This is a genomic window from Massilia oculi (assembly GCF_003143515.1).
In the GTDB taxonomy this organism is placed as follows: Bacteria; Pseudomonadota; Gammaproteobacteria; order Burkholderiales; family Burkholderiaceae_D; genus Telluria; species Telluria oculi.
Map to the genome: position 1 here is coordinate 3,701,643 of NZ_CP029343.1, position 21,135 is coordinate 3,722,777.

The following is a 21,135-nucleotide window of genomic DNA, read 5'->3' on the forward strand; positions in this document are numbered from 1 at the left end:
TATGTTCCGATTCGTCGTCCATGCCGTAATCACGTTGGCATTGCTGGCGAGTAGCGCCAGCCATGCCGCCGATAAAGAACCGGTCCAGCCGAAAGGCTCGCTCGTCATCATCGGCGGCGCCCTGCGCGCCGACAATGATGCCGTGTGGGAACGCATCGTCCAGCTCGCGGGCGGCAAGGGCGCTCGCATCGCCGTGTTCGCCTCCGCCTCGGCCAGTCCCGAACGTGCCGGCAGTTATCTCGTGGAGCGCCTGAACCGCTATGGCGCCGACGCCTTCTTCGTCCCGGTCGCCGAGCGCCTGGACGGCGTCGACGGGCGCGCCGCGGCCGACGATCCCAGGCTGGCCGAGGCCGTGCGCACGGCCGGCGGCGCCTATTTCTCGGGCGGAGACCAGGGCCGCATCACGGGCGTCCTGCGCCGGCCCGACGGCAGCAACACGCAGGTGCTCGACGCCCTGTGGGACATGTACCGGCGCGGCGGCGTGATCGCCGGCTCGAGCGCCGGCGCCGCGATCATGAGCAGCACGATGTTCGGCCATCCGCGCTCGATCCTGTCCACCCTCCAGCATGGCGTCGACGACGGCCGCCAGATCACGCGCGGCCTGGGCTTCATCGGCGACGACGTCTTCATCGACCAGCACCTGCTGGTGCGCGGACGCTTCGCGCGCATGTTGCCGGCCATGCTGGCCAAGGGCTACAAGATCGGCCTCGGGATCGACGAGAACACGGCGATGGTGGTCAATGCCAAGCGCGACGTCGAGGTGATCGGCTACCGCGGCGCGCTGCTGGTCGACCTGAGCGAGGCCGCCACCCGCGACGGCAGCTTCAATCTCGCCAATGGGCGCCTGAGTTACCTCGACAATGGCGACCGCTTCAACCTGGCCACCAAGACGTTCACGCCGGCGCCCGAGAAGGCGCATGGCAAGGTCGACGCCAAGAAACCGTACTGGCGCGGCCCGCTGTTTTCGGCCGACATCCTCGGTAACGGCACGGTGGTCGACCTGATGGCCAAGCTGATCGACAGCGACCAGGTCGAAGCGATCGGGCTGTCGCTGGATAGCCCCAATGCCGAGCGTCCCGACCTGGGCTTCGAGTTCAAGCTCAGTCGGGTTGGCGAGAGCGTCGGCTACCAGTCGGCGTTCAGCGAAGCCTATTCGGTGTACAACGTGCGGCTCGACATCCGGCCGATCGTGGTGCAAAGGCCGCTGTATCAATACCGATGAATCAATACCGATGAGTCAATACCGATGAGTCAATACCGATGAGTCAATACCGATGAATCAATACCGATGAGCTTAGAATAGCGCGATCTTCTTGTTGCCGAGGAATCGCGATGCGCAGTCTCCTGATCCAGTGTCTTGCCGCCCTGCTGCTGGGCGTGACGTTCTTGCCGCAGGTAGAGGCGGCCCAGCCGGCCACCGTGCGTCTCGACTACACCCACAGCGGCAACGCGCTGTCCGACCAGTACGCGATCGAGCGTGTGGTGATCGAACCGCTGCCCTGGCCGGGCAGCATGGCGCGCAATCTCGACGACACCAACCGTGGCCAGAACCGCGTGGAGGTGGTCGATGCCAAGACCGGCGACCTGCTGTACTCGCGCGGCTTCTCGACCGTATTCGGCGAATGGCGCACCACCGAGGAGGCGAACCGCATCAGCCGCTCGTTCCAGGAATCGGTGCGCTTCCCGCAGTTCGCGCAGCCGGTGCGGGTGCGCATCCTCAAGCGCGACGAGCGCAACGGGTTCTCGGTGGCCTGGAGCATCGAGGTCGATCCGCATGCGCAGGACGTCATTCGGCGCCAGCCGCCGGCCCCGGCGAAGCCGATCGCGATCCACTCCGGCGGACCTTCGCCCGACAAGGTCGACCTCCTGATCCTGGGCGACGGCTACACGCAGAAGGACATGAAGAAGTTCGAGCAGGATGCGCGCCGCCTGACGAAGCACCTGTTCTCGGTATCGCCGTTCCGTGAACGTGCGGGGGATTTCAATGTATGGGCGATGGCGGTGCCGACCGAGAAACCGGGCATCACCCGGCCCTCGACCGGCGTGCACCATCCGTCCGCTCTGGGCACACGCTACGACATCTTCGGCAGCGAACGTTACGTGCTCACGCTCGACAACCGCGCGCTGCGTGACATCGCCCAGCACGCGCCCTACGAATTCATTGAGATCCTGGTGAACAACGAGACCTATGGCGGGGGCGGCATCTTCGGCCAGTTCAGCACCGCGGCGGCGGGCAACGACTGGGCCGACTACCTGTTCGTGCACGAATTCGGCCACCACTTCGCCGGCCTGGCCGACGAGTACTACACCTCGCCCGTGGCCTATCAGCCGGCCGGCGGCCGCATGGAACCGTGGGAGCCGAACGTCACCGCGCTGCGCGATCCGGCCAGGCTCAAATGGAAGCGCCACGTGAAGGACGGCACGCCGCTGCCGACGCCGTGGCCCAAGGCGCGGTACGAGGAAGAGTCGCGCGCCTACCAGACGAAGCGCGCCGCGCTGCGCGCCGCGAACCGTCCGGAATCCGAGATGAGCGCCTTGTTCCACGAAGACCTGGAGCGCACCAATGCGCTGTTTGCACAACAGCCGCACCGGCACACGATCGGCGCCTTCGAAGGCGCGAACTACGAAGCCAGCGGCTACTACCGGCCGGCGATGCAATGCCTGATGTTCGATCGCAGCGACAAGTTCTGTCCGGTGTGCCAGGACGGTGTCAAGGACATCATCGATCTCTATGCGGGCTCTGTTCAGCGGTAATCTTTGCTTACAACTCTGACAATTTGACTGTGGGCTGCCTAACAGACCCGACGCTGCGATACGCCTATTCTGGAATCACTGAAGAACAACAACGACTGCACAGGCAACCCGATCTGTGCAGAGACCTACCAGAAAGGAAACACACCATGAACAAACTGATCGCAACCCTCATCGCCGGCCTGATGGCTACCGCTGCTCACGCTCAAACCACCGCACCAGCCACGACCGCTGCGGACAACCGCATCGTCAAGGCGGAAGCCAATGCCGAGAAAGACGTGATCAAGGCGGAACAGAAAGAAATCAAGACTGCCGTCAAGGCGGACGAGAAAGTGAACAAGGCCATGGCCAAGGCCGCCGAGACCAAGTCGAAGGCCCATGCCAACCTGGTCGAGTCGCACACCGATGCGGCTGCGAAAGTGGCCAAGGCCGACCCGGAAGACCGCGCCAAGGCAATGGCCAAGGCTGAAGAGAAAGTGGCCGATGCCAATCTGAAAGCCGAGAAGAAGATGATCAAGGCCGACGAAAAAGTGCTGAAGGCACAAGTCGATGCGGCAGCCGACAAGGCCACCGCTGCGGCCAAGACCGAGCAGGTGCGTGCTGAAGCGCAAGCCGATGTGCACAAGGCTGCTGCCCGCAACTAAGCACCCGAGTTGACACCGCGCCTTCGGGCGCATCGAGCCCCAAAGCCGGATGACGGTTTTGGGGCTTTTTTGTTGGGTGTTGCGCGAGCGGCGTTTTGGCGGGAGGCATGCGGCAGCGCAAGTCATCGGTTTCGGAGTAGGCGAGCCCGATCGGCATGGTCAGCAGCGATGCGCCGGGACAGAACGCCTATCCAAGCCGCAATCGGGGACAGCGCATCGCCGACAACCAGATGGAAGCGCTGGAAACCCGCAGCGAATGCTTCGTCGGCGCCGGGACCGTGCGCACGATGGCGCCGGGATCGGTGTTTGCGTTGACCGGTCACGCCTGCCACGACAAGGAAACGGGGCGCGACGCGCGCCGTTTCATCGTGACGCGGGTGCGTCACCTGATGCACAACAATCTGACTGCGCGCATCCAGGCCCCGATGGTCACGCCGGGGCGCGCATATTTTTTTCAGGTTGCTGGTTACAATGCCGCCCAGGCGATGAAAGTGAACTCTCTTGAGCTGAAATTTGACATGAAATTTCAGAGCAATGTAGAGCCAGGTCGTCTACGTCGAAAAAGCGGAGAGGGCCGATGAATGTGGAGCTATCAGAAGAAATGAAAACGCCGGCATCAGCCGGCGTCTTGACTAAAATAACAACAAAATAATGGTTCCCTGACTCAACCTTCAGCCGCCCGCATCGCCAAATCCTGCGCCTTCAACCTCGCCGACAACGCCTTGCCCTTGCGCGCCCGCTTGCCAAAGTGCGGCTCCAGCCCCGACGCGAACAGTTCCACCGTCCGCGCCTTGCCCTCGGCCCAGGTGCCAACCACATTCACACCCTTCTGGTTGATCGGCTGCGCCGCCAGCATCTTCTCCTTCGGCTCCAGCTCCATCAGGATCACACCGCGACCGCCATTGGTCAGCACCTTCATCTCGTCGATGCCGAACACCAGCACGCGGCCTTTTTCCGACAGGCAGGCAACCGCGCCGGCGGTGTCGGTGACGACCCGCGGCGGCAACGGCGCCGCGCCTTCGTTCAGGGTAATGAACGACTTGCCACCCTTCAGGCGGCTGACCATATCGCCGGCCTTGGTAATGAACCCGAACGCGTCCGACGTCGAAATCAACAGGCGCGTCTCCGGATTGCCGGCGAAGTAGTGCAGCAGACGTACAGGCTTGCCTTGCGCGCCGCCCGACAAATCGACCAGGGTGGTAATCGGCACGCCATCGCCACGCGACCCGGGCAGCGCATTCACCGGCACCGAATACACCTTGCCGTTGTCGCCTATGCCCAGCAAATGATCCACCGTGCGGCATTCGAAGGCCTTGTACAACGAGTCGCCGGCCTTGAAGGTGAACTGCGCCGGATCGTGTCCGATGCCGGTACGCGCGCGCACCCAGCCTTTTTCCGACACGATCACGGTCACCGGCTCGTCGATGACCTTCTGCTCGGCCACCGCGCGCTGCGCTTCCTCGATGATGGTGCGGCGCTCGTCGCCGTACTGCTTCGCGTCCGCTTCGATTTCGCGGATGATCAGGCGCTTCATCGACGACGGATTCTCGAGAATGTCCTCGAGTTTTTCTTTCTCATTGCGCAGCTCGGCCAGCTCCTGCTGGATCTTGATTGCTTCCAGGCGCGCCAGCTGTCGCAGGCGGATCTCGAGGATGTCCTCGGCCTGGCGTTCGCTCAAGTTGAATTCCTCGATCAGCGCCGCCTTCGGCTCATCCGAATTGCGGATGATGGCGATCACCTTGTCGATGTTCAGCAGGACCGTCTCGCGGCCTTCCAGGATGTGGATGCGGTCGTTGACCTTGCCCAGCTTGAATTCGGTGCGGCGGCGAACCGTCACGAAGCGATAGTCGATCCACTCCTGCAGGATCGCCGTGAGACCCTTCTGGCGCGGACGGCCGTCGCCGCCGATCATCACCAGGTTGATCGGCGCCGAGCTCTCGAGCGAGGTATGCGCGAGCAGCATCAGCATGAACTCGGCCTGGTCGACGTTCTTCGACTTCGGCTCGAACACCAGGCGCACCGGGGCGTCGCGGCCCGATTCGTCGCGCACCGCGTCGAGCGCGCCCAGGATCGTGTTTTTCAGCGCCAGCTGTTCCGGCAGCAGCGCTTTCTTGCCGGCCTTGACCTTCGGATTGGTCAGTTCCTCGATTTCTTCCAGCACGCGCTGCGACGAGCAGCCCGGCGGCAGTTCATGGACCACCGCCTGCCACTGGCCGCGCGCCAGCTCTTCGATCTTCCAGCGCGCGCGCACCTTCATCGAGCCGCGGCCGACCGCGTACATGTCGGCGATCGTTGATGCCGGGGTGATGATCTGGCCGCCGCCCGGGAAGTCCGGGCCGGGGATATGGGCCATCAGCTCGGCGTGGGTGATCCTGGGGTTGCGGATCATCGCCACCGCCGCCGCCGCGACCTCGCGCAGATTGTGCGACGGGATCTCGGTGGCCAGGCCGACCGCGATGCCCGAGGCGCCGTTGAGCAGCACCATCGGCAGGCGTGCCGGCAGCGTGCGCGGCTCGGTGGTCGAACCGTCGTAGTTCGGTTGCGAGTCGACCGTGCCCATGTCGATCTCGTCCATCAGCAGGCGCGAGATCGGGGTCAGGCGGGCTTCGGTATATCGCATCGCCGCGGCGCCGTCGCCGTCGCGCGAGCCGAAGTTGCCCTGGCCGTCGATCAGCGGGTAGCGCAGCGAAAAGTCCTGCGCCATGCGCACCAGCGCGTCGTACACCGACTGGTCGCCGTGCGGGTGCAGTTTGCCGAGCACGTCGCCGACCACCGCGGCCGACTTGCGCGGCTTGGCGGTCGGGCCCAGGCCCAGTTCGTTCATCGCGTACAGGATGCGGCGCTGGACCGGCTTCTGGCCGTCCGACACGTCCGGCAGCGCGCGGCCCTTGACCACCGAGACGGCGTAGTCGAGGTAGGCGCGCTCGGCGAAGGTGGACAGGGTGAGCGTCTCGACGTCCGAGGGCTCGTGTTGTTGTTCAAAGAGACTTGGTTGATTCGTCATGATGTGTGTTCGGTTGCTCGCCAGTAGCGCGGATCAGATATCCGCCTCGGTCTCGTTCCCGTGTTCCTCGATCCAGGCCCGGCGTGCCGCGGCTTCCCCTTTGCCCATCAGCATATTGAAGCGCGATGCCGACTCGGCCACGTCGTACTGGCCGAAGGAGACCGGCAGCAGGCGGCGCGTGTCCGGGTTCATGGTGGTTTCCCACAGCTGCTCGGCGTTCATCTCGCCCAGGCCCTTGAAGCGCGAGATGCTCCACACGCCTTCCTTCAGGCCTTCTTTCTTCAGCTTGTCCTCGATCGCCAGCAGCTCGCCGTCGTCCAGCGCGTACAGCTTCTGGATCGGCTTCTTGCCGCGCGCCGGCACATCCACGCGATACAAAGGCGGACGCGCGATGCAGATGTTCCCGTTGCGGAACAGGGCAGGGAAGTGCTTGAAGAACAGCGTCAGCAGCAGCACCTGGATGTGCGAACCGTCGACGTCCGCATCGGACAGGATGCAGATCTTCCCGTAGCGCAGGCTGGTCAGGTCGGGCGAGTCGTTCGGTCCGTGCGGATCGACGCCGATCGCCACCGAGATATCGTGGATCTCGTTGTTGGCGAACAGGCGATCGCGGTCGGTCTCCCAGGAGTTGAGCACCTTGCCGCGCAGCGGCAGGATGGCCTGGAATTCCTTGTCGCGGCCCATCTTGGCCGAGCCGCCGGCCGAGTCACCCTCGACCAGGAACAGCTCGTTGCGCGTGATGTCGGTCGATTCGCAATCGGTCAGCTTGCCCGGCAACACCGCCACGCCGGACGATTTCTTCTTCTCGACTTTTTGCAGCGAACGCAGGCGCGACTGCGCCTGCTTGATGACCAGTTCGGCCAGCTTCTTGCCGTATTCGACGTGCTGGTTCAGCCACAGTTCGAGCGGCGGTTTCGTGAACGTCGACACCAGCTTGAGCGCGTCGCGCGAGTTCAGGCGTTCCTTGGTCTGGCCCTGGAATTGCGGGTCCAGCACCTTGGCCGACAGCACGAACGAGACGCGCGCGAACACGTCCTCGGGCAGCAGCTTGACGCCCTTCGGCAGCAGGCCGTGCAGCTCGACGAAGTTCTTCACCGCGCCGAACAGGCCGTCGCGCAGGCCGGCTTCGTGGGTGCCGCCGCTGACGGTCGGGATCAGGTTGACGTAGGACTCGCGCACCACGCCGCCTTCCTCGGTCCAGGCCACGACCCAGTCGGCGCCTTCGCCTTCGGCGAAGCTGTCGTCGCCGCTTGCTGCGAATTGCGCGCCTTCGAACAGCGGGATCAGGGTCTCGCCGTTCGAGCTCTGGGCCAGCGCTTCGTTCAGGTAGCCGCGCAGGCCCTCGTCGTAGCGCCAGGTCTGGACGTCGCCGGTCTTGCCGTTGGTGAGCGTGACGGTCACGCCCGGCAGCAGCACCGCCTTCGAGCGCAGCAGGCGCTGCAGGTCGCCCAGCGGGATGTTTGGGGAATCGAAATACTTACCGTCCGGCCAGGCGGTGACGCGGGTGCCGTTCTTCTTGCCGCCGCGTTCTGCAGGGCTGGACGTGAGCGGCTCGATCACGTCACCGTCGGCGAATACCAGGCGGTGCTGGCCATTGCCCTGGTCGTCCTTGCGCCACACCTCGATCTCGAGGCGCTTCGACAGCGCATTGGTGACCGAGACGCCGACCCCGTGCAGGCCGCCCGAGAAGGCGTAGGCGCCGCCCGAACCCTTGTCGAACTTGCCGCCGGCGTGCAGGCGGGTGAACACGATCTCGACCGTGGACACGCCTTCTTCCGGGTGGATGCCGACCGGGATGCCGCGGCCGTCGTCCTCGACCGTGATCGAACCGTCCGGGTTCAGGGTCACGCCGATGTTCTTGCAGTGACCGCCCAGCGCTTCGTCGGAGGCGTTGTCGATCACTTCCTGGATGATGTGGAGCGGATTCTCCGTCCGGGTATACATGCCCGGGCGCTGTTTCACAGGTTCGAGTCCCTTGAGGACGCGGATGGATGATTCGCTGTAGTCTGGAGCGGGTTTCTTGGAGGCCATCTTGAAGATTGTTTGTCGAATGCTCCGGCATTCTAACTTGTCGGGAGGAAAAGGTTAGGCTTTTTTACTGTTTAAATATACAGTAGTTTGCGCTATGACGTGCTTTTCGCTTCGCACGTTTGTGCTAGATTAAGCTGGATAACTACGGCAATGCCAGGGAGGGGCGTTACCGATGCACTTATCCAGCCATCCGTTTACCGTTCGCCTGATCGGGTTCCCACCTGGCGAAAGCGCGCGGCTCGAAGCCTTGCTGGCGCGCGCGCGGGGCGTGGGGCCGTCGTATTCTTGCCTGCACGACGACAGTTTGCAAGAGCCGGATCTGTATATTGCCAACGGCGACAGCCCGACCACGCTGACCCGGATCGGCTGCCTGCCGCCCGGATCGCTGCAGCCGGCGCTCGTTATCTGCAACCCTGGCGAACCCGGCAACCCCGGCGCCGGGAACTGGCGCACGCTGGCGCGGCCGGTCGACCCCCTGCAACTGCATGAAGCCCTGGCCGATCTGCTCGATACCCGGGTCCAGGTGCTGGTGCAGCAGAACACCCGCGCCACCCGGCGCGTGCTGGCCGAGCGCCGCCGCCGTCCGCGCCTGGCGCCGGACGGCGAGACGCCGGCATTCTACACGCGCCTGCGCCGTGGTCCCGTCAATGGGGCCGTCCTGATCGTCGACCAGGAATGCAAGCTGCGTAACGAGGTGGCGCGCGTGCTCGGCCCGCGCCGGGTGCCGGTCGAATGGACCGACAGCCTGTGCGCAGCGGTGCGCCTGTGCGACGAAACGAAGGTAGCGCTGGTGCTGATCAACACGGCGGCGGTCGGCATCGAACCGTATGAGGTGTGCAGCTCGATCAAGTCGCAGGACGGGGCCCAGCGCACGCCGGTGGTGTTCCTGGTCGAGCAATCCTTTCACTACGATAGCGTGCGTGCGCGCCGCGCCGGGGCGCGCGGCCTGCTCACGACGCCGGTCGCCGGCCGCCACTGGATGCTGACCTTCCAGAAGCTGCTCGACCTTCCGGTGTAGGCGGAACGCGACGTTTTGTAACAACTTTATATTGTGCGCAGCGGTGGCGAAGTTATATTAATAGCCATGGCTGAAGACGATCAAATCAAGCGCGACGATGATCCCGCGGCGGACGTGGACGAGCGCCGCGAGACCCGCGTGCGCGTGCCCGAACGCCGCGCCAGCGGCGGCCAGTCGCGCGGTCCCGCCCGCTACCTGCGCGATGGCGACAATGCCGTCGCCCTGGCCGGCCGGGTCATCACCTCGCGTTTTCGCTCGCTGCGCGAGCGCTTCAACCGCGACTTCATGCAGCGCACGCTGCACATCGGCGTTTCGGCCCGCATCTTTCACCCTGCCGCCGGCGCCAAGGGGCTGCTCAGCAAGAACCTGCAGTATCTCGAGGAATCGATCGCCCAGTGGGTGATGTCGCGCGACGTGCTGGTGTTCATGATTCCCACCGTGAATACCAACGGCCTGCTACACCCCAGCAACATCACCCTGCGCCACTATGCGCGCCACCTCGACGGCCTGGTGCTGCAGGGCGGGGCCGACGTGGCGCCGCAAACCTATTCCGAAACCCCGACCAAGCCCGAATGGAGCGGCGACCGCGCGCGCGACGTCTACGAGCTCGAACTGCTGCACGAATTCGTCGACGCCGGCAAACCGGTGCTCGGCGTGTGCCGCGGCTGCCAGCTGATCAACGTCGCCTTCGGCGGTACCCTGCACCAGGACGTGGCCACCGAGATGCCGGATGCCCTGGCCCATGTGCACGATGTCTACGATGCGCACCGTCACGCCATCGTCTTTCCCAAGGGCTCGTCGCTGGGCCGCATGTTCCCCAAGGTCGAGCGGGCGATGGTCAATTCGATCCACCACCAGGCGGTCAAGGATCTGGGACGCGACATCCGCATCGAGGCCATGTCCGAGCCTGACGGCATCGTCGAGGCGATCCGCTACCAGCGCGCCAACTTCGTCATGGGCCTGCAGTGGCACCCCGAATTCCACCGCGCCGGCGGCGTCGACCTGCTCGATTGCACGCCGGTGCTCGACGAATTCCTGCGCGCTGCGCGTGAAACCCGGCTTTAAATCTTGCTTGTAATCAAGCCGTGATTCGCTTGCCGAAAACGCTTGCTTTCGCCGTGTGAGGCGTGAATAATGAAATGAGAATCATTCGCATTGTGTTGCGAATCTCGTTTCATCACACGTTTGACTGTTGCGCACCGCAACCGCTTTTGGGAGACGCTTGCATGACTATTTCCACCGCAGACACGACGCCGCCGGCGCCGCGCAGCCAGGACGCGTTGCTGGTCGCTTCGCTATTGCACCTGATGTCCAACTACACGACACGCGTCGACGGTGAGCAGCCATGCGTCAAGCTGGCTTCGGTGATCGAGCGCCACCTGTGCGCGCTGTCGCGCCTGCCGAATATCGATCCCGTCCTGCGCGCCACTTGCGAACAGCTGGCCGACCAGTGGGCGGTCGTGGTCGACGCCAAGCTGCCGCCGCCGGCGCCGACGCGCCAGCCCTTGCTGGCGCGCTTCATGAAAGGCGGCTGGGCCGGCAAGACGGCGCCGCTCGCGGGCTAACGCGGCTGCAGCAGCCCCTTCAGGCGGTCGGCCCGGCCCGGAATGCGTTCCAAGGCCGGATAGCGCAAGCCGCCATCGTAGGCGATCGTGAGCGCGCGCTTCTGCCGATCCAGTTGCACGGTGAGCGCGATGCCGGCCGGATCGCGGCGCGACACCGCCGCGGCCAGGCGCTCCATGCTGAACGGCTCGCCTTCCACCTCCACTACCACCGCGCCCGGCGCCAGCCCGGCCTTGAAGGCGGGGCTGTTCCAGCCGACCGAGCGCACCACGCCCTTGCCGTTCACGCCGATCCCGAGGCCGTAGCTGAAGTCGGGGACCCCTTCGCCCTGCAGGGCGCGCTCGACGTAGCGGCTCGGCGTCGGTGTGTAGACCAGCCGGTAGCCGGCGCGTTCCAGGCCGTCGAGCAGGCCGGCGTCGCTGTTGCCATGCACGCGCCCCTCGAGATAGCCGCGCCAGTCGAAGGGCGCGAGTTTCGACAAGGTGGCGCAGACGTCATCGAAGGTGTAGTCCTTGCCGGCCTTGCTCTTCACGGCGAAGAACCTGGCGGCGAAGTCGTCCATCCCATGCTTGCCCTGGCTGCGTTCGCGCAGGATGCCGTCGATGTCCAGCCATAGCAGCACACCTTCGGCATAATAATCCTTGCGGCGCTGCCAGTCGGTCCAGCTGACGCCGGCGCCGCCCGGCATCGTGATCGAATCGAGGGCGCTGTCGCCGAGCGCCTTCCAGGCGCGGCCCGGGCGGTTCGCCATCGCGGCCGCATCCAGGGCCAGGGCGTCGAGCGTGTCCTGGAAACCGCGCAGGCCCGAGCGTGCGCCGATCACCCGCCCCCAGAATTCGGACTGTCCCTCGTACACCCACAGCAGCGTGCTTTGCATGGGCACGTTGGGCGTGGGCGTGCGGTGGTCGGCGGGCTGGGCGAACTTGCCGTTCCAGGCATGGATGTATTCGTGGGCAAACAGATCGATGTCCGCAGCCGATGCAGCGCGGTTGGCCAGAAAGTCGGGCGGCAGCGTGACTTCGGCGGAGCGGATGTGTTCCAGGCCGCCTGGGCCGGGCAGGCGGTCCGTCAGCGGCACCAGGTAATCGAAGTGGGGGAAGGGCGCCTGGCCGAATACCCTGGCGGTCTGTTCGACGATGGCGCGCAGCGGCGCGTCCATCGCCGCCGCGCCGGCAAGCTGTGCGGCCTCGCCGGCGAAATAGGTCACGCGCACCGGGACCGGGCCGCCGGCCACGGTGCGGCGCTCCACATGGGGCGCGGCCAGCACCGGCGAGTCGAGCAGCAGGTCGAGCGGCACGGGCGCGAAGGTGACGGTCGCGCCGGCCCGGCCCTGCTCGACCAGCGAGGTGCCCGGCGCCAGCCCCGCGGGCAGGGTCAGCGAGGCCGCCACCGGGATGCGGCTGGCGAACCAGCCGGCCGGATACAGGATCACGTTCTGCCACTGCAGATTGATCATGTCCGGGGCGATGTGGCTCATGCGGCCGAGCGGCGCCAGGTACTGGAATTCCAGCGCCAGCTCGCGCACGCCCGCCGGCACCTGCACGTGGAAGGCATGCGCGTCGAGGGGATCGCGGCGCCAGGCCAGGCGCTCGCCGCCGCCCTGGATCGCCAGGCCGGCCAGGCGCTGGACCTGGATCGTCGGGCCGTGGCTGCCGCCGTCCCACTTCGGGTACAGCAGGGTCAGGCGGCCGGCCGACTGCACCGGCACGCGCTGCTTGACGCGGACGATCCGCTGCGCGGTGTCGCTGGCGTCGACCTCGAGCTGCAAGGTGCCGGGGAAGGCGCGGTCGCGCGGCTGGGGAATGGTCGAGGTGGGCGCGCTCCACGGCGCCGCGGTCGACAGCGGGCTGGAACACAGCAGGGCGGGAAGCAGGAGCAGGGTGGCGGTCAGTTTAACCATCTGGGCATGAATAATGAAAAACTGCAGGTAGGCAATTTCCCATTATCATGCAATTCGGATACTGAATGTGGAGAAAATTGTCAGCCCGTGCGGCCGCCCCGGAAGTGCCCGATCGCCGCATTGACCATGCCTTCGACACTGCCTTCGCGCTCCACGTGGCGGCGCAGGATGGTCGCGTCGCTGCCGTCGTGCACCGCCCCCGCCAGGTGCTTCAGGGCATCCACGCTGCCCAGCGCCTCGGCGTGCGGCAGCATGGTGTCGAGCGTCGCCAGGATGTCGTCGCGCATCGGCACGTTGTCGTAGGACTTCGGATGCGTGATGCTGCCGTCCAGGCCGAAGCGGCAGGCCTGGAAGCGGTTGTAGTTGTAGACCAGGTAATCGTCCTCCACCGGCGCCTCTTCCCTGCGCTCCAGCAGGTGCCGGCACAGCGCCTGCAGGTAGCCGGCCAGCGCCGCCGCCCGCTCCACCGTGAGCGGCGTGTCGCACACGCGCAGCTCGATGGTGCCGTACTCCGGCTTGGGCCTCAGGTCCCAGTAAAAATCCTTCATGCTCTTGATGATGTTGGTGCGTTCCATCTTGGCGAAGTAGACGTCGGTGAACTCCTGCCAGGAGAGCGTGAACGGCGCACGGCCGCTCATCGGGAAGGCGAACACGGAATTCAGGCGCGCCGATTCGAACAGGCTGTCGTGGCCCTGCACATAGGGTGACGAGGCCGACAGCGCGATGAAGTGCGGCAGGTAGCGGTTCAGCGCATGCAGCAAATAGAGGGCGTCGTCGCCGTTGGCGCAGCCGATGTGCACGTGCTGGCCGAACACCGTGAACTGCTTGGCCAGGTAGCCGTACAGCTGCGACAGGTACTCGTAGCGCGGCTTGGCCGAGATGCGCTGGTCGGACCAGTGCTGGAACGGATGCGTGCCGCCGCCGGCGATCCCGATATTGAGCACGTCGCTGGCCGCCACCAGGGTGTCGCGAATCTCGGTCAGTTCCGCCAGCAGCGGCGCGTAGGCCGTGTGCACGCTCGAGTTAATCTCGATCATGCTCTCGGTGATCTCCGGCGTGACGTTGCCCGGGAACGGCTTGCGCGTCAGCAGGTGCATCAGGTCGGGGCTGGCCGCGGTCAGGTTGAAATCCGACAGGCTGACCAGCTGCAGTTCCAGCTCGACCCCGAAGGTGAGCGGCTGCGAGGGGTTGAAGGCTTCAAGCGGCATGGTTCGACTCCGGTGCTTCGCGCGCCCAGATCAGCGCGCGCTGGATGATGATCGGGCCGAAGACTTCGAGCAGCATCGTCACGGCCGCCATCGCATACAGTTCTTCGACCACTTTCAGGCCCGCATAGCGCGCGTGCTCGAGCAGCAGGATCACGAACACGGCCAGCGGCGCCAGCCCGAGGCCGGTGAGCGCTCCCTTGCGCCAGGTGACGCCCGACAGGTGGGCGAACGCCGTCACGCCCGCCACCTTGGCGAACATGCGCGCCAGCACCACGCTGATGGCGAGCAGGGCGCCGGCGGTGACCAGGCGCCAGTCGAGGGTCGAGGCGGCGTACACGAACAGCAGCACGGTCAGCACTTCGCCCAGCGCGCCGAAGTTGCGCTGGGTCTGGGTAAAGGCGACGCGCCGGTAGCGCACCGTCAGGCCGAAGGCCAGCGCCGCCACCACCGGCGTCAGGCCGGCGCTGTCGCACACGGCCACCAGCAGGATGATCGCGAGGGCGAAGGCGACGGTCGTGTCCTGCTGCTGATTGCCGATCGCGCGCAGCAGGGCCGGCACGACCACGCCGAAGACGGCCCCGATCAGGATCGAGCCGGCCAGCATCACCAGGCTTTGCCACAGCGCTTCGCCGACGGCGGCGTAAGTCTGGAACAGCCAGATGCCGATGATGGCGTTGAAGGCGAATACCGACAGCACGCAGTTCAGGGCCGACAGGTGCAGCACCCGCTCCGTCATCTGGCCCGAGCTTTTCTGTTCGTTGACCACCCGCACCACGGTGGCGGGCGAGGTCGCCATCGACAGCGCGGCCATCAGGAGGGCGGTCAGGCGGCCGACGCCGAAGGCGCTGGCGACGAAATAGACGAGGATGAAGGTCAGCGCCGCCTCGACCAGGCCGGCCACGCCGATCCAGGGATTGTTGACCAGCCAGCGCAGGTTGATGCGGTTGCCCAGTTCGAACAGGATCAGGCCAAAGGCGACGTTGGCCAGCAGCGACACCGGCCCCATGTCGGGGGCGGGCAGGGCGCCGATCTGGGTGCTGCCGAGGGCAAACCCGACCAGGCCATAGAAGCTGATGCGCGGCAGGCCGGTCCAGCGCTGGCCGAATTCGCCGGCCAGCCAGGCAAGCGCGATCGCCAGCGGCCACGCGAGACTAGTCAACAAGGACAGCAGGTCTGGCATTCGTTTTCCCCCATGATCTTTTAGTTGGTGCGCGCTTGCCGCCGGCGTTCGCGGATTCTACAAGCGGACGAGGCGCGCACGATTGTTCTGGCTCGCCCGTCCACGCGCCTTGTGTTGAGGCACGGCGAGCGGCGGGCGAGTGGCTCGATCATAGCGATTCCAGCACGGTCGTCCGTGTCCGCACTAACACAGTGCGTAAAGACATTAATTGTAGAAGGGACTTACTTGCTGAGAAGACGCATCGCCCGCTCCAGCCCGTCGAGCGTAATGGGAAACATGCGGTTGTTCATGATCTGGCGAATGAGGGCAATCGATTGCCGGTATTGCCACAGATGTTCCGGCTCCGGATTGAGCCAGGCGAACCTGGGAAAGGTCGAGACGAAGCGCGCCAGCCAGGCCGCGCCCGGCTCTTCATTGTTGTACTCGACCGAGCCGCCCGGCGCCATCACCTCGTAGGGGCTCATGGTGGCGTCGCCGACGAAGATCACCCGCGTGTCAAGCGGATACTTGCGCAGCACGTCCCAGGTGTCGAAACGCTCGCTGTGGCGGCGCCGGTTGTTCTTCCACAGGTAGTCGTAGACGCAGTTGTGGAAGTAGTAGAACTCCATGTTCTTGAACTCGCTGCTGGCGGCCGAGAACAGTTCTTCGGTGCGCTCGATGTGGTCGTCCATCGAACCGCCCACGTCGAGCAGCATCACCACCTTGATCCGGTTCTTGCGTTCGGGCCGCATGCGGATGTCGAGCCAGCCGGCATTGCTGGCGGTGGCGCGGATGGTGTCGTCCAGCGCCAGTTCGTCGGCCGCGCCTTGCCGCGCGAAGCGGCGCAGGCGGCGCAGCGCGACTTTCAGGTTGCGCGTGCCCAGTTCGCGCTCGTCGTCGTAGTCGCGGAAGGTGCGCTGTTCCCATACCTTGACCGCGCTGCGGTTGCGGCCGGTGCCACCGATGCGGATGCCCTCCGGATTGGTGCCGCCGTGCCCGAAAGGCGAAGTGCCGCCGGTGCCGATCCATTTGCTGCCGCCGGCATGGCGCTCCTTCTGTTCTTTCAGCAGCTCCTGCAGGCGCTGCTGCAGCTTGTCGTAGCCGAATTTTTCCAGCTGGGCCTTCTGTTCCGGCGTCAGCTCGCGCTCGAAGCGCTTGATCAGCCACTCCAAGGGGATCTCGGCGTCCTTGTCGAATACCGCATCGACACCCTTGAACCAGAGGCCGAACACGCGATCGAACTTGTCGAAATGCGCTTCGTCCTTCACCAGCGTCAGGCGCGCGAGGTAATAGAACTCGTCGAGCGAGGGCAGGATCACCTGGCGCTGCAGGGCTTCGAGCAGGGTCAGGAATTCGCGGATCGAGACCGGGACCTTGGCCTCGCGCAGGGCGCGGAAGAAGTCGATCAGCATGGTCTAGCCTTTGGCGTGATGCGCGAGGCGCGCCTCCAGGTGCGCCTTCACGCGCGGCCATTCGGCGCGCAGGATGCTGTACATGACGGTGTCGCGCGGCTGGCCGTTGCGGCGCGCGGCGTGATGGCGCAGCACGCCGTCCTTGTGCGCGCCCAGGCGTTCGATGGCCGCCTGCGAGGCGAAGTTCTCGCCATCGGTGCGCAGGCCCACCACGGCGCAGCCGAGCGTGTCGAAGGCGTGCCGCATCAGCATCAGCTTGCAGCTGGTGTTGACGTGGCTGCGCTGCACGCGTTTGGCATACCAGGTATAGCCGATCTCCACCCGGTCGACGTCCGGCACGATGTCGTGGTAGCTGGTGCTGCCGATGACGGCGCCGCTGGCGGCATCGACCACGGCCCAGGCCCGGCGGTTGGACATGCCGAGCGCGGTGTCGATATAGGCGCCGGCGTCCTGCGGCGCCGGCACGCTGGTCACGACCAGCTTCCACAGCTCGCCATCGCTGGCCGCCGCGCGCAAGCCGTCGGCGTGGTGCGGCGCCAGCGGCTCCAGGCGCACGCCGTTCCATTCCAGGGTGATGGGCGCGACGGTGATCATCGCCGGTTCCTTGCCATGGCCATCAGGCGGTCGAACAGGGCGATGTCCTGCTCGTTCTTGAGCAGCGCGCCGTGCAGCGGCGGCGCCGCGTTCTCGGCGCGCAGCGCTTCGGCCGGCACATCCTCCGCCAGCAGCAGCTTGAGCCAGTCGAGGAATTCCGAGGTCGACGGTTTCTTCTTGATGCCGGGGACGTCGCGCAGCGCATAGAAGCTTTGCAGCGCGGCCGCCAGCAGGTCTTGCCTGAGCGTCGGGAAGTGCACGCCCACGATGTCGGCCATCGTCTCGCGGTCGGGGAACTGGATGTAATGGAAGAAGCAGCGGCGCAGGAAGGCGTCGGGCAGTTCCTTTTCGTTGTTGGAGGTGATGATCACCAGCGGGCGGTGCTTGGCCACCACCATCTCGCGCGTCTCGTAGACATAGAACTCCATGCGGTCGAGTTCACGCAGCAGGTCGTTGGGGAACTCGATGTCGGCCTTGTCGACTTCGTCGATCAGGAGCACGACCGGCTCGGGCGACGTGAATGCCTGCCACAGCACGCCCTTGACGATGTAGTTCTGGATGTCGCGCACGCGCTCGTCGCCCAGCTGCGAGTCGCGCAGGCGCGAGACGGCGTCGTACTCGTACAGGCCCTGCTGGGCCTTGGTGGTCGACTTCACGTGCCACTGCAGCAGCGGCATGTTCAGCGCGCTTGCTACCTCTTCGGCCAGCATGGTCTTGCCGGTGCCCGGCTCGCCCTTGATCAGGAGCGGGCGGCCCAGCGTGAGCGCGGCGTTGACGGCCAGTTTCAGGTCGGGAGTGGCGACGTAGGTGTCGCTGCCTTCGAAGCGGGGAGAGGCATGCATGGCGGGTAGGAGCGAAATCGAAGAAGATGGGCCGAGTATATGACAAAAATTTGTGCCTGCAGCCGGTCCTGCGCCGGACGCCGGTTTGTAGACTGGTGTCAAGTCTTCAGATAGAATCGGCCCGTTGGTAAGCCTTTGCTAAGTTTTTGTGCGGTTGCGGTTTTCGAAATATAACTAACGAGACGCCCATGAAAAAAACTCTGGTACCACTGGCGCTGGCGCTCCTTGCCGGCGCCGCCGGCAGCGCATCCGCCGCGGAAGTGGTCGGTAATCCCCAGGCGGCCACCGCCAAGATCGAGATGTGCATCGGCTGCCACGCCATCCCCGGCGGCTACAAGACGGCCTTCCCCGAGGTGTATCGCGTGCCGATGATCGGCGGCCAGTCGGCCAGGTACATCGAATCGGCACTCAAGGCCTATCGCAAGGGCGACCGCAAGCATCCTTCCATGACCGGCATCGCGCGCTCGATGAGCGACCAGGACATCGCCGACGTGGCGGCCTATTATTCCCAGCAAACGTCGGTCCAGGCGACCGCCAAGCGATGAGGACCGCCATGAAGAACACGATGCTCCTGCTGGTGCTTGGCGCCATCTCGCTCGGCGCCAGCGCCAACGACGTCAAGCGCGGCGAAGCCCTGGCACAGAAATACAACTGCGCTTCCTGCCACGGCGCCGACTTCAACAAGCCGATCGACCCGACCTATCCGAAGCTGGCCGGCCAGCATGCCGACTATCTCACGCATGCGCTGCGCGCCTACAAGCGCGGCGCCGGCGCCAATGGCCGCGTGAATCCGATCATGGCCGGCATCGTGCAGCCGCTGTCGAACCAGGACATGGCCGATCTCGGCGCGTATCTCGCCAGCCTGCCGTCGCAGCTGGTGGTCAGGAAGTAGCAGGGCCGCGACACGCCTTTGGGCGCCAACTGGTAACATGCTGTCCCCTCTGCTGCAGTGCAGCGAGGGGATTGTCATTCTTGCCGCTGGAGCCGCCGTGCCGTCCCTTACCCCCGCTTACCTGAAGATCAACCTGCTGGCCGGCCTGACCGTCGCGCTGGCCCTGGTGCCCGAGGCGATCGCCTTCGCCCTGGTCGCCCACCTGTCCCCGCTCACCGGCCTGTACGCGGCGGTGATCGTCGCCTTCATCACGTCGTGCTTCGGCGGCCGGCCCGGCATGATCTCGGCCGCCGCCGGTTCGCTGGCGGTGGTGATGGTGGCGCTGGTGGTCCAGCATGGCGCGCAATACCTGCTGGCCGCCGTGGTGCTGATGGGCGTGCTGCAACTGCTGTTCGCCGCCGCGCGCCTGGGCAAATTCATCCGCATGGTGCCGCACCCGGTGATGCTCGGCTTCGTCAACGGCCTGGCGCTGGTGATCTTCCTGGCCCAGTTCAACCATTTCAAGCAGACGGGCGCGGATGGCGCCGTGGAGTGGATGGCCGGTCCCGAACTGGCGGTCATGGCCGGCATCATCGTCGTCACGATGGCGGTGATCTACCTGACCCCGCGCCTGACGAAAGCGGTGCCGTCGACACTGGTCGGCATCCTGGTGGCAAGCGTCGGCTGCGCGCTGCTCGGCATCGAGACCAGGACCGTGGGCGACCTCGGTTCGATCGCCGGCGGCCTGCCGGGCTTCGCGCTGCCCGACGTGCCATGGAACCTGGAGACGCTGCGCATCGTCTTTCCCTATGCCCTCGTGATGGCCGGCGTCGGCCTGATCGAGTCGCTGCTGACGCTCACCCTGATCGACGAGATCACCGACACCCGCGGCCAGCCGAACCGCGAGTCGCTGGCGCTGGGCGCCGCCAACGTCGCGGCCGGCCTGTTCGGCGGCATGGGCGGCTGCGCGCTGATCGGCCAGAGCATGATCAACGTGAACAGCGGCGCCACCGGGCGCCTGTCGGGCATCGCGGCCGCGCTGTTCCTGCTCGTCTTCATCCTGTTCGCATCCAGCTGGATCGAGGCGATCCCGCTGGCGGCGCTGGTCGGCGTGATGTTCGTGGTGTGCGAAAAGACCTTCGAGTGGGGTACCTTCCGCCTGGTGGGAAAAGTGCCGCGCGCCGACCTGTTCGTGATCGTGCTGGTGGCGGGCATCACCCTGGTCTACGACCTGGCGCTGGCGGTGATCGCCGGCGTGATCGTGTCGGCGCTGGTGTTCGCCTGGCAGCATGCCAAGCAAGTACGGGCCGCCGTCTCGCACGACGAGCAGGGCTGGAAGGTGTATGCGCTGGAAGGCACGCTGTTCTTCGCCTCGGTGACGCCGTTCCAGGCGCTGTTCGCCCCGAAAGACGATCCGCAGGACGTCGTCATCGACTTCCTGCATGCGCGGGTGGTCGACCACTCGGCGATCCAGGCGATCGACGCGCTGGCCGAGCGCTATCGCCTGCTGGGCAAGCGCCTGCACCTGCGTCACCTGAGCCCGGACTGCCGCGAGCTGCTGGACAAGGCGCGCGGCATGGTGGAGGTGAATGTGGTGGAAGACCCGCGCTACCGGGTGGCGGACGACAAGCTGGGGTGAATCGCGGAGCGGATCACGCGAATGCGCGCCGACGCACGCATTCGATATAGGCTTCGGTATCGGGCGGCACGCCGTTGCGTTGCGAGGCCCAGATCATCTCACCCAGGCATTCCATGATCTCGTGGTGGGCGTCGTGCTCGCCGCGCCGGGCCACCAGGGCGTCGTGGGCGGCGCGGATGCCGCGCGGCTGGTCGATCGAGATCTGCTCGGCGATCGACAGGTGCATCGACAGGTGCAGGAAGGGATTCGCCTTGCCGCCCTCGACCGAATAGTCGGCCGCGATCGCCGCCTCGACGTCCTCGAACTGGTCATGGTATTCGGGGTGCTGGGCGATCCAGTCGGCCGCGATCGCGTCCATCGGGGTCAGGATCTCGCCATTGCGGTGCTTGCGGTAGGCTTCGCAGAAGAAGCGGCGCACGTCGTGCGAGGACGGAGTGAACATGTCGAATGCGGCAGGAAGGGAAGGGAGCCGGCATTGTAGCGCGATGCCGGCCCGCCG

19 protein-coding genes are annotated in these 21,135 nt (G+C 65.6%); 10 read left to right on the plus strand and 9 right to left on the minus strand.

What is annotated here, in order from left to right; all coding sequences use genetic code 11:
- The first annotated feature begins 1 nt into the window (after position 1).
- From DIR46_RS16890 to DIR46_RS27330, 4 genes are all read left to right on the plus strand, one after another.
- Positions 2–1,222 carry a cyanophycinase gene (locus DIR46_RS16890; RefSeq protein ID WP_109346267.1) on the plus strand — a complete coding sequence of 407 codons (1,221 nt, stop codon included), beginning with the start codon at positions 2–4 and terminating at the stop codon, positions 1,220–1,222.
- A 110-nt stretch (positions 1,223–1,332) separates the two neighbouring features.
- Positions 1,333–2,754, plus strand: a complete 1,422-nt coding sequence (locus DIR46_RS16895; RefSeq protein WP_109346268.1) for an IgA Peptidase M64 — start codon at positions 1,333–1,335, stop codon at positions 2,752–2,754.
- Between the two features lie 146 nt (positions 2,755–2,900).
- The gene (locus tag DIR46_RS16900; RefSeq protein ID WP_109346269.1) at positions 2,901–3,395 is read left to right on the plus strand and encodes a hypothetical protein; all 495 of its coding nucleotides are present in this window, start codon (positions 2,901–2,903) and stop codon (positions 3,393–3,395) included.
- A 155-nt stretch (positions 3,396–3,550) separates the two neighbouring features.
- Positions 3,551–3,976, plus strand: coding sequence for a phage late control D family protein (locus DIR46_RS27330; protein ID WP_229446283.1), 426 nt, complete (start codon positions 3,551–3,553; stop codon positions 3,974–3,976).
- Positions 3,977–4,059: 83 nt separating this feature from the next.
- On the opposite strand, the gene parC is transcribed toward DIR46_RS27330, so the two are convergent.
- Together parC and DIR46_RS16915 are read right to left on the minus strand one after the other, a co-directional pair.
- Positions 4,060–6,399, minus strand: coding sequence for a DNA topoisomerase IV subunit A (parC, locus tag DIR46_RS16910; RefSeq protein WP_109346270.1), 2,340 nt, complete (start codon positions 6,397–6,399; stop codon positions 4,060–4,062).
- A gap of 33 nt (positions 6,400–6,432) precedes the next feature.
- Positions 6,433–8,430 carry a DNA topoisomerase IV subunit B gene (locus tag DIR46_RS16915; protein WP_109346271.1) on the minus strand — a complete coding sequence of 666 codons (1,998 nt, stop codon included), beginning with the start codon at positions 8,428–8,430 and terminating at the stop codon, positions 6,433–6,435.
- 172 nt (positions 8,431–8,602) lie between these two features.
- On the opposite strand from DIR46_RS16915, the gene DIR46_RS16920 reads away from it, so the two are divergent.
- The 3 genes from DIR46_RS16920 to DIR46_RS16930 all read left to right on the plus strand — a co-directional run bounded on the left by DIR46_RS16920 (position 8,603) and on the right by DIR46_RS16930 (position 11,013).
- A complete protein-coding gene (locus DIR46_RS16920) occupies positions 8,603–9,448 on the plus strand; it encodes a response regulator (RefSeq protein ID WP_109346272.1) in 846 nt (281 codons plus the stop codon).
- Between the two features lie 66 nt (positions 9,449–9,514).
- Positions 9,515–10,513 (plus strand): gamma-glutamyl-gamma-aminobutyrate hydrolase family protein, encoded by a 999-nt coding sequence (locus tag DIR46_RS16925; protein ID WP_109346273.1) that lies wholly within the window; start codon positions 9,515–9,517, stop codon positions 10,511–10,513.
- Positions 10,514–10,674: 161 nt separating this feature from the next.
- Positions 10,675–11,013: a hypothetical protein gene (locus tag DIR46_RS16930; RefSeq protein WP_109346274.1), complete on the plus strand. Its 339-nt coding sequence runs from the start codon at positions 10,675–10,677 to the stop codon at positions 11,011–11,013.
- On the opposite strand, the gene DIR46_RS16935 is transcribed toward DIR46_RS16930, so the two are convergent.
- From DIR46_RS16935 to DIR46_RS16960, 6 genes are all read right to left on the minus strand, one after another.
- Positions 11,010–12,911, minus strand: a complete 1,902-nt coding sequence (locus tag DIR46_RS16935; RefSeq protein ID WP_109346275.1) for a M61 family metallopeptidase — start codon at positions 12,909–12,911, stop codon at positions 11,010–11,012. The two genes, DIR46_RS16930 and DIR46_RS16935, sit on opposite strands and share 4 nt — an antisense overlap.
- An 80-nt stretch (positions 12,912–12,991) precedes the next feature.
- Positions 12,992–14,119, minus strand: coding sequence for a YbdK family carboxylate-amine ligase (locus DIR46_RS16940; protein WP_109346276.1), 1,128 nt, complete (start codon positions 14,117–14,119; stop codon positions 12,992–12,994).
- Positions 14,109–15,299, minus strand: coding sequence for a cation:proton antiporter (locus DIR46_RS16945; protein WP_109346277.1), 1,191 nt, complete (start codon positions 15,297–15,299; stop codon positions 14,109–14,111). The genes DIR46_RS16940 and DIR46_RS16945 overlap by 11 nt, the downstream gene beginning before the upstream one ends.
- Before the next feature lie 221 nt (positions 15,300–15,520).
- A complete protein-coding gene (locus DIR46_RS16950; RefSeq protein ID WP_109346278.1) occupies positions 15,521–16,690 on the minus strand; it encodes a vWA domain-containing protein in 1,170 nt (389 codons plus the stop codon).
- Positions 16,691–16,693: 3 nt separating this feature from the next.
- On the minus strand, positions 16,694–17,284 hold the full coding sequence (locus DIR46_RS16955; protein WP_109346279.1) for a GNAT family N-acetyltransferase: 591 nt from the start codon (positions 17,282–17,284) through the stop codon (positions 16,694–16,696).
- Positions 17,281–18,126, minus strand: coding sequence for an AAA family ATPase (locus DIR46_RS16960; protein ID WP_109346280.1), 846 nt, complete (start codon positions 18,124–18,126; stop codon positions 17,281–17,283). Before DIR46_RS16960 ends, DIR46_RS16955 begins: the two co-directional genes overlap by 4 nt.
- A 188-nt stretch (positions 18,127–18,314) precedes the next feature.
- On the opposite strand from DIR46_RS16960, the gene DIR46_RS16965 reads away from it, so the two are divergent.
- From DIR46_RS16965 to DIR46_RS16975, 3 genes are all read left to right on the plus strand, one after another.
- Entirely contained in the window at positions 18,315–18,671 is a 357-nt protein-coding gene (locus DIR46_RS16965; RefSeq protein WP_109346281.1) for a c-type cytochrome, read from the plus strand.
- A gap of 8 nt (positions 18,672–18,679) precedes the next feature.
- Complete coding sequence (locus DIR46_RS16970; protein ID WP_109346282.1) at positions 18,680–19,018, plus strand: c-type cytochrome; 339 nt, start codon at positions 18,680–18,682, stop codon at positions 19,016–19,018.
- A gap of 97 nt (positions 19,019–19,115) precedes the next feature.
- The gene (locus DIR46_RS16975) at positions 19,116–20,636 is read left to right on the plus strand and encodes a SulP family inorganic anion transporter (protein WP_109346283.1); all 1,521 of its coding nucleotides are present in this window, start codon (positions 19,116–19,118) and stop codon (positions 20,634–20,636) included.
- Between the two features lie 13 nt (positions 20,637–20,649).
- Here the strand turns inward: DIR46_RS16975 and DIR46_RS16980 are convergent, their stop codons facing one another.
- Complete coding sequence (locus DIR46_RS16980) at positions 20,650–21,078, minus strand: DUF1841 family protein (protein ID WP_109346284.1); 429 nt, start codon at positions 21,076–21,078, stop codon at positions 20,650–20,652.
- Between the last annotated feature and the right edge of the window lie 57 nt (positions 21,079–21,135).

Excerpts from the sequence above, each read along its gene's own strand:
- parC (WP_109346270.1), bottom strand. The coding sequence starts at position 6,399 with ATGACGAATCAACCAAGTCTCTTTGAACAACAACACGAGCCCTCGGAC.
- DIR46_RS16970 (WP_109346282.1), top strand. The coding sequence starts at position 18,680 with ATGAAGAACACGATGCTCCTGCTGGTGCTTGGCGCCATCTCGCTCGGC.
- DIR46_RS16925 (WP_109346273.1), top strand. The coding sequence starts at position 9,515 with ATGGCTGAAGACGATCAAATCAAGCGCGACGATGATCCCGCGGCGGAC.
- DIR46_RS16895 (WP_109346268.1), top strand. The coding sequence starts at position 1,333 with ATGCGCAGTCTCCTGATCCAGTGTCTTGCCGCCCTGCTGCTGGGCGTG.
- DIR46_RS16890 (WP_109346267.1), top strand. The coding sequence starts at position 2 with ATGTTCCGATTCGTCGTCCATGCCGTAATCACGTTGGCATTGCTGGCG.
- DIR46_RS16920 (WP_109346272.1), top strand. The coding sequence starts at position 8,603 with ATGCACTTATCCAGCCATCCGTTTACCGTTCGCCTGATCGGGTTCCCA.
- DIR46_RS16935 (WP_109346275.1), bottom strand. The coding sequence starts at position 12,911 with ATGGTTAAACTGACCGCCACCCTGCTCCTGCTTCCCGCCCTGCTGTGT.
- DIR46_RS16940 (WP_109346276.1), bottom strand. The coding sequence starts at position 14,119 with ATGCCGCTTGAAGCCTTCAACCCCTCGCAGCCGCTCACCTTCGGGGTC.
- DIR46_RS16930 (WP_109346274.1), top strand. The coding sequence starts at position 10,675 with ATGACTATTTCCACCGCAGACACGACGCCGCCGGCGCCGCGCAGCCAG.
- DIR46_RS16915 (WP_109346271.1), bottom strand. The coding sequence starts at position 8,430 with ATGGCCTCCAAGAAACCCGCTCCAGACTACAGCGAATCATCCATCCGC.
- DIR46_RS16960 (WP_109346280.1), bottom strand. The coding sequence starts at position 18,126 with ATGCATGCCTCTCCCCGCTTCGAAGGCAGCGACACCTACGTCGCCACT.
- DIR46_RS27330 (WP_229446283.1), top strand. The coding sequence starts at position 3,551 with ATGGTCAGCAGCGATGCGCCGGGACAGAACGCCTATCCAAGCCGCAAT.
- DIR46_RS16950 (WP_109346278.1), bottom strand. The coding sequence starts at position 16,690 with ATGCTGATCGACTTCTTCCGCGCCCTGCGCGAGGCCAAGGTCCCGGTC.
- DIR46_RS16965 (WP_109346281.1), top strand. The coding sequence starts at position 18,315 with ATGAAAAAAACTCTGGTACCACTGGCGCTGGCGCTCCTTGCCGGCGCC.
- DIR46_RS16955 (WP_109346279.1), bottom strand. The coding sequence starts at position 17,284 with ATGATCACCGTCGCGCCCATCACCCTGGAATGGAACGGCGTGCGCCTG.
- DIR46_RS16900 (WP_109346269.1), top strand. The coding sequence starts at position 2,901 with ATGAACAAACTGATCGCAACCCTCATCGCCGGCCTGATGGCTACCGCT.
- DIR46_RS16945 (WP_109346277.1), bottom strand. The coding sequence starts at position 15,299 with ATGCCAGACCTGCTGTCCTTGTTGACTAGTCTCGCGTGGCCGCTGGCG.
- DIR46_RS16980 (WP_109346284.1), bottom strand. The coding sequence starts at position 21,078 with ATGTTCACTCCGTCCTCGCACGACGTGCGCCGCTTCTTCTGCGAAGCC.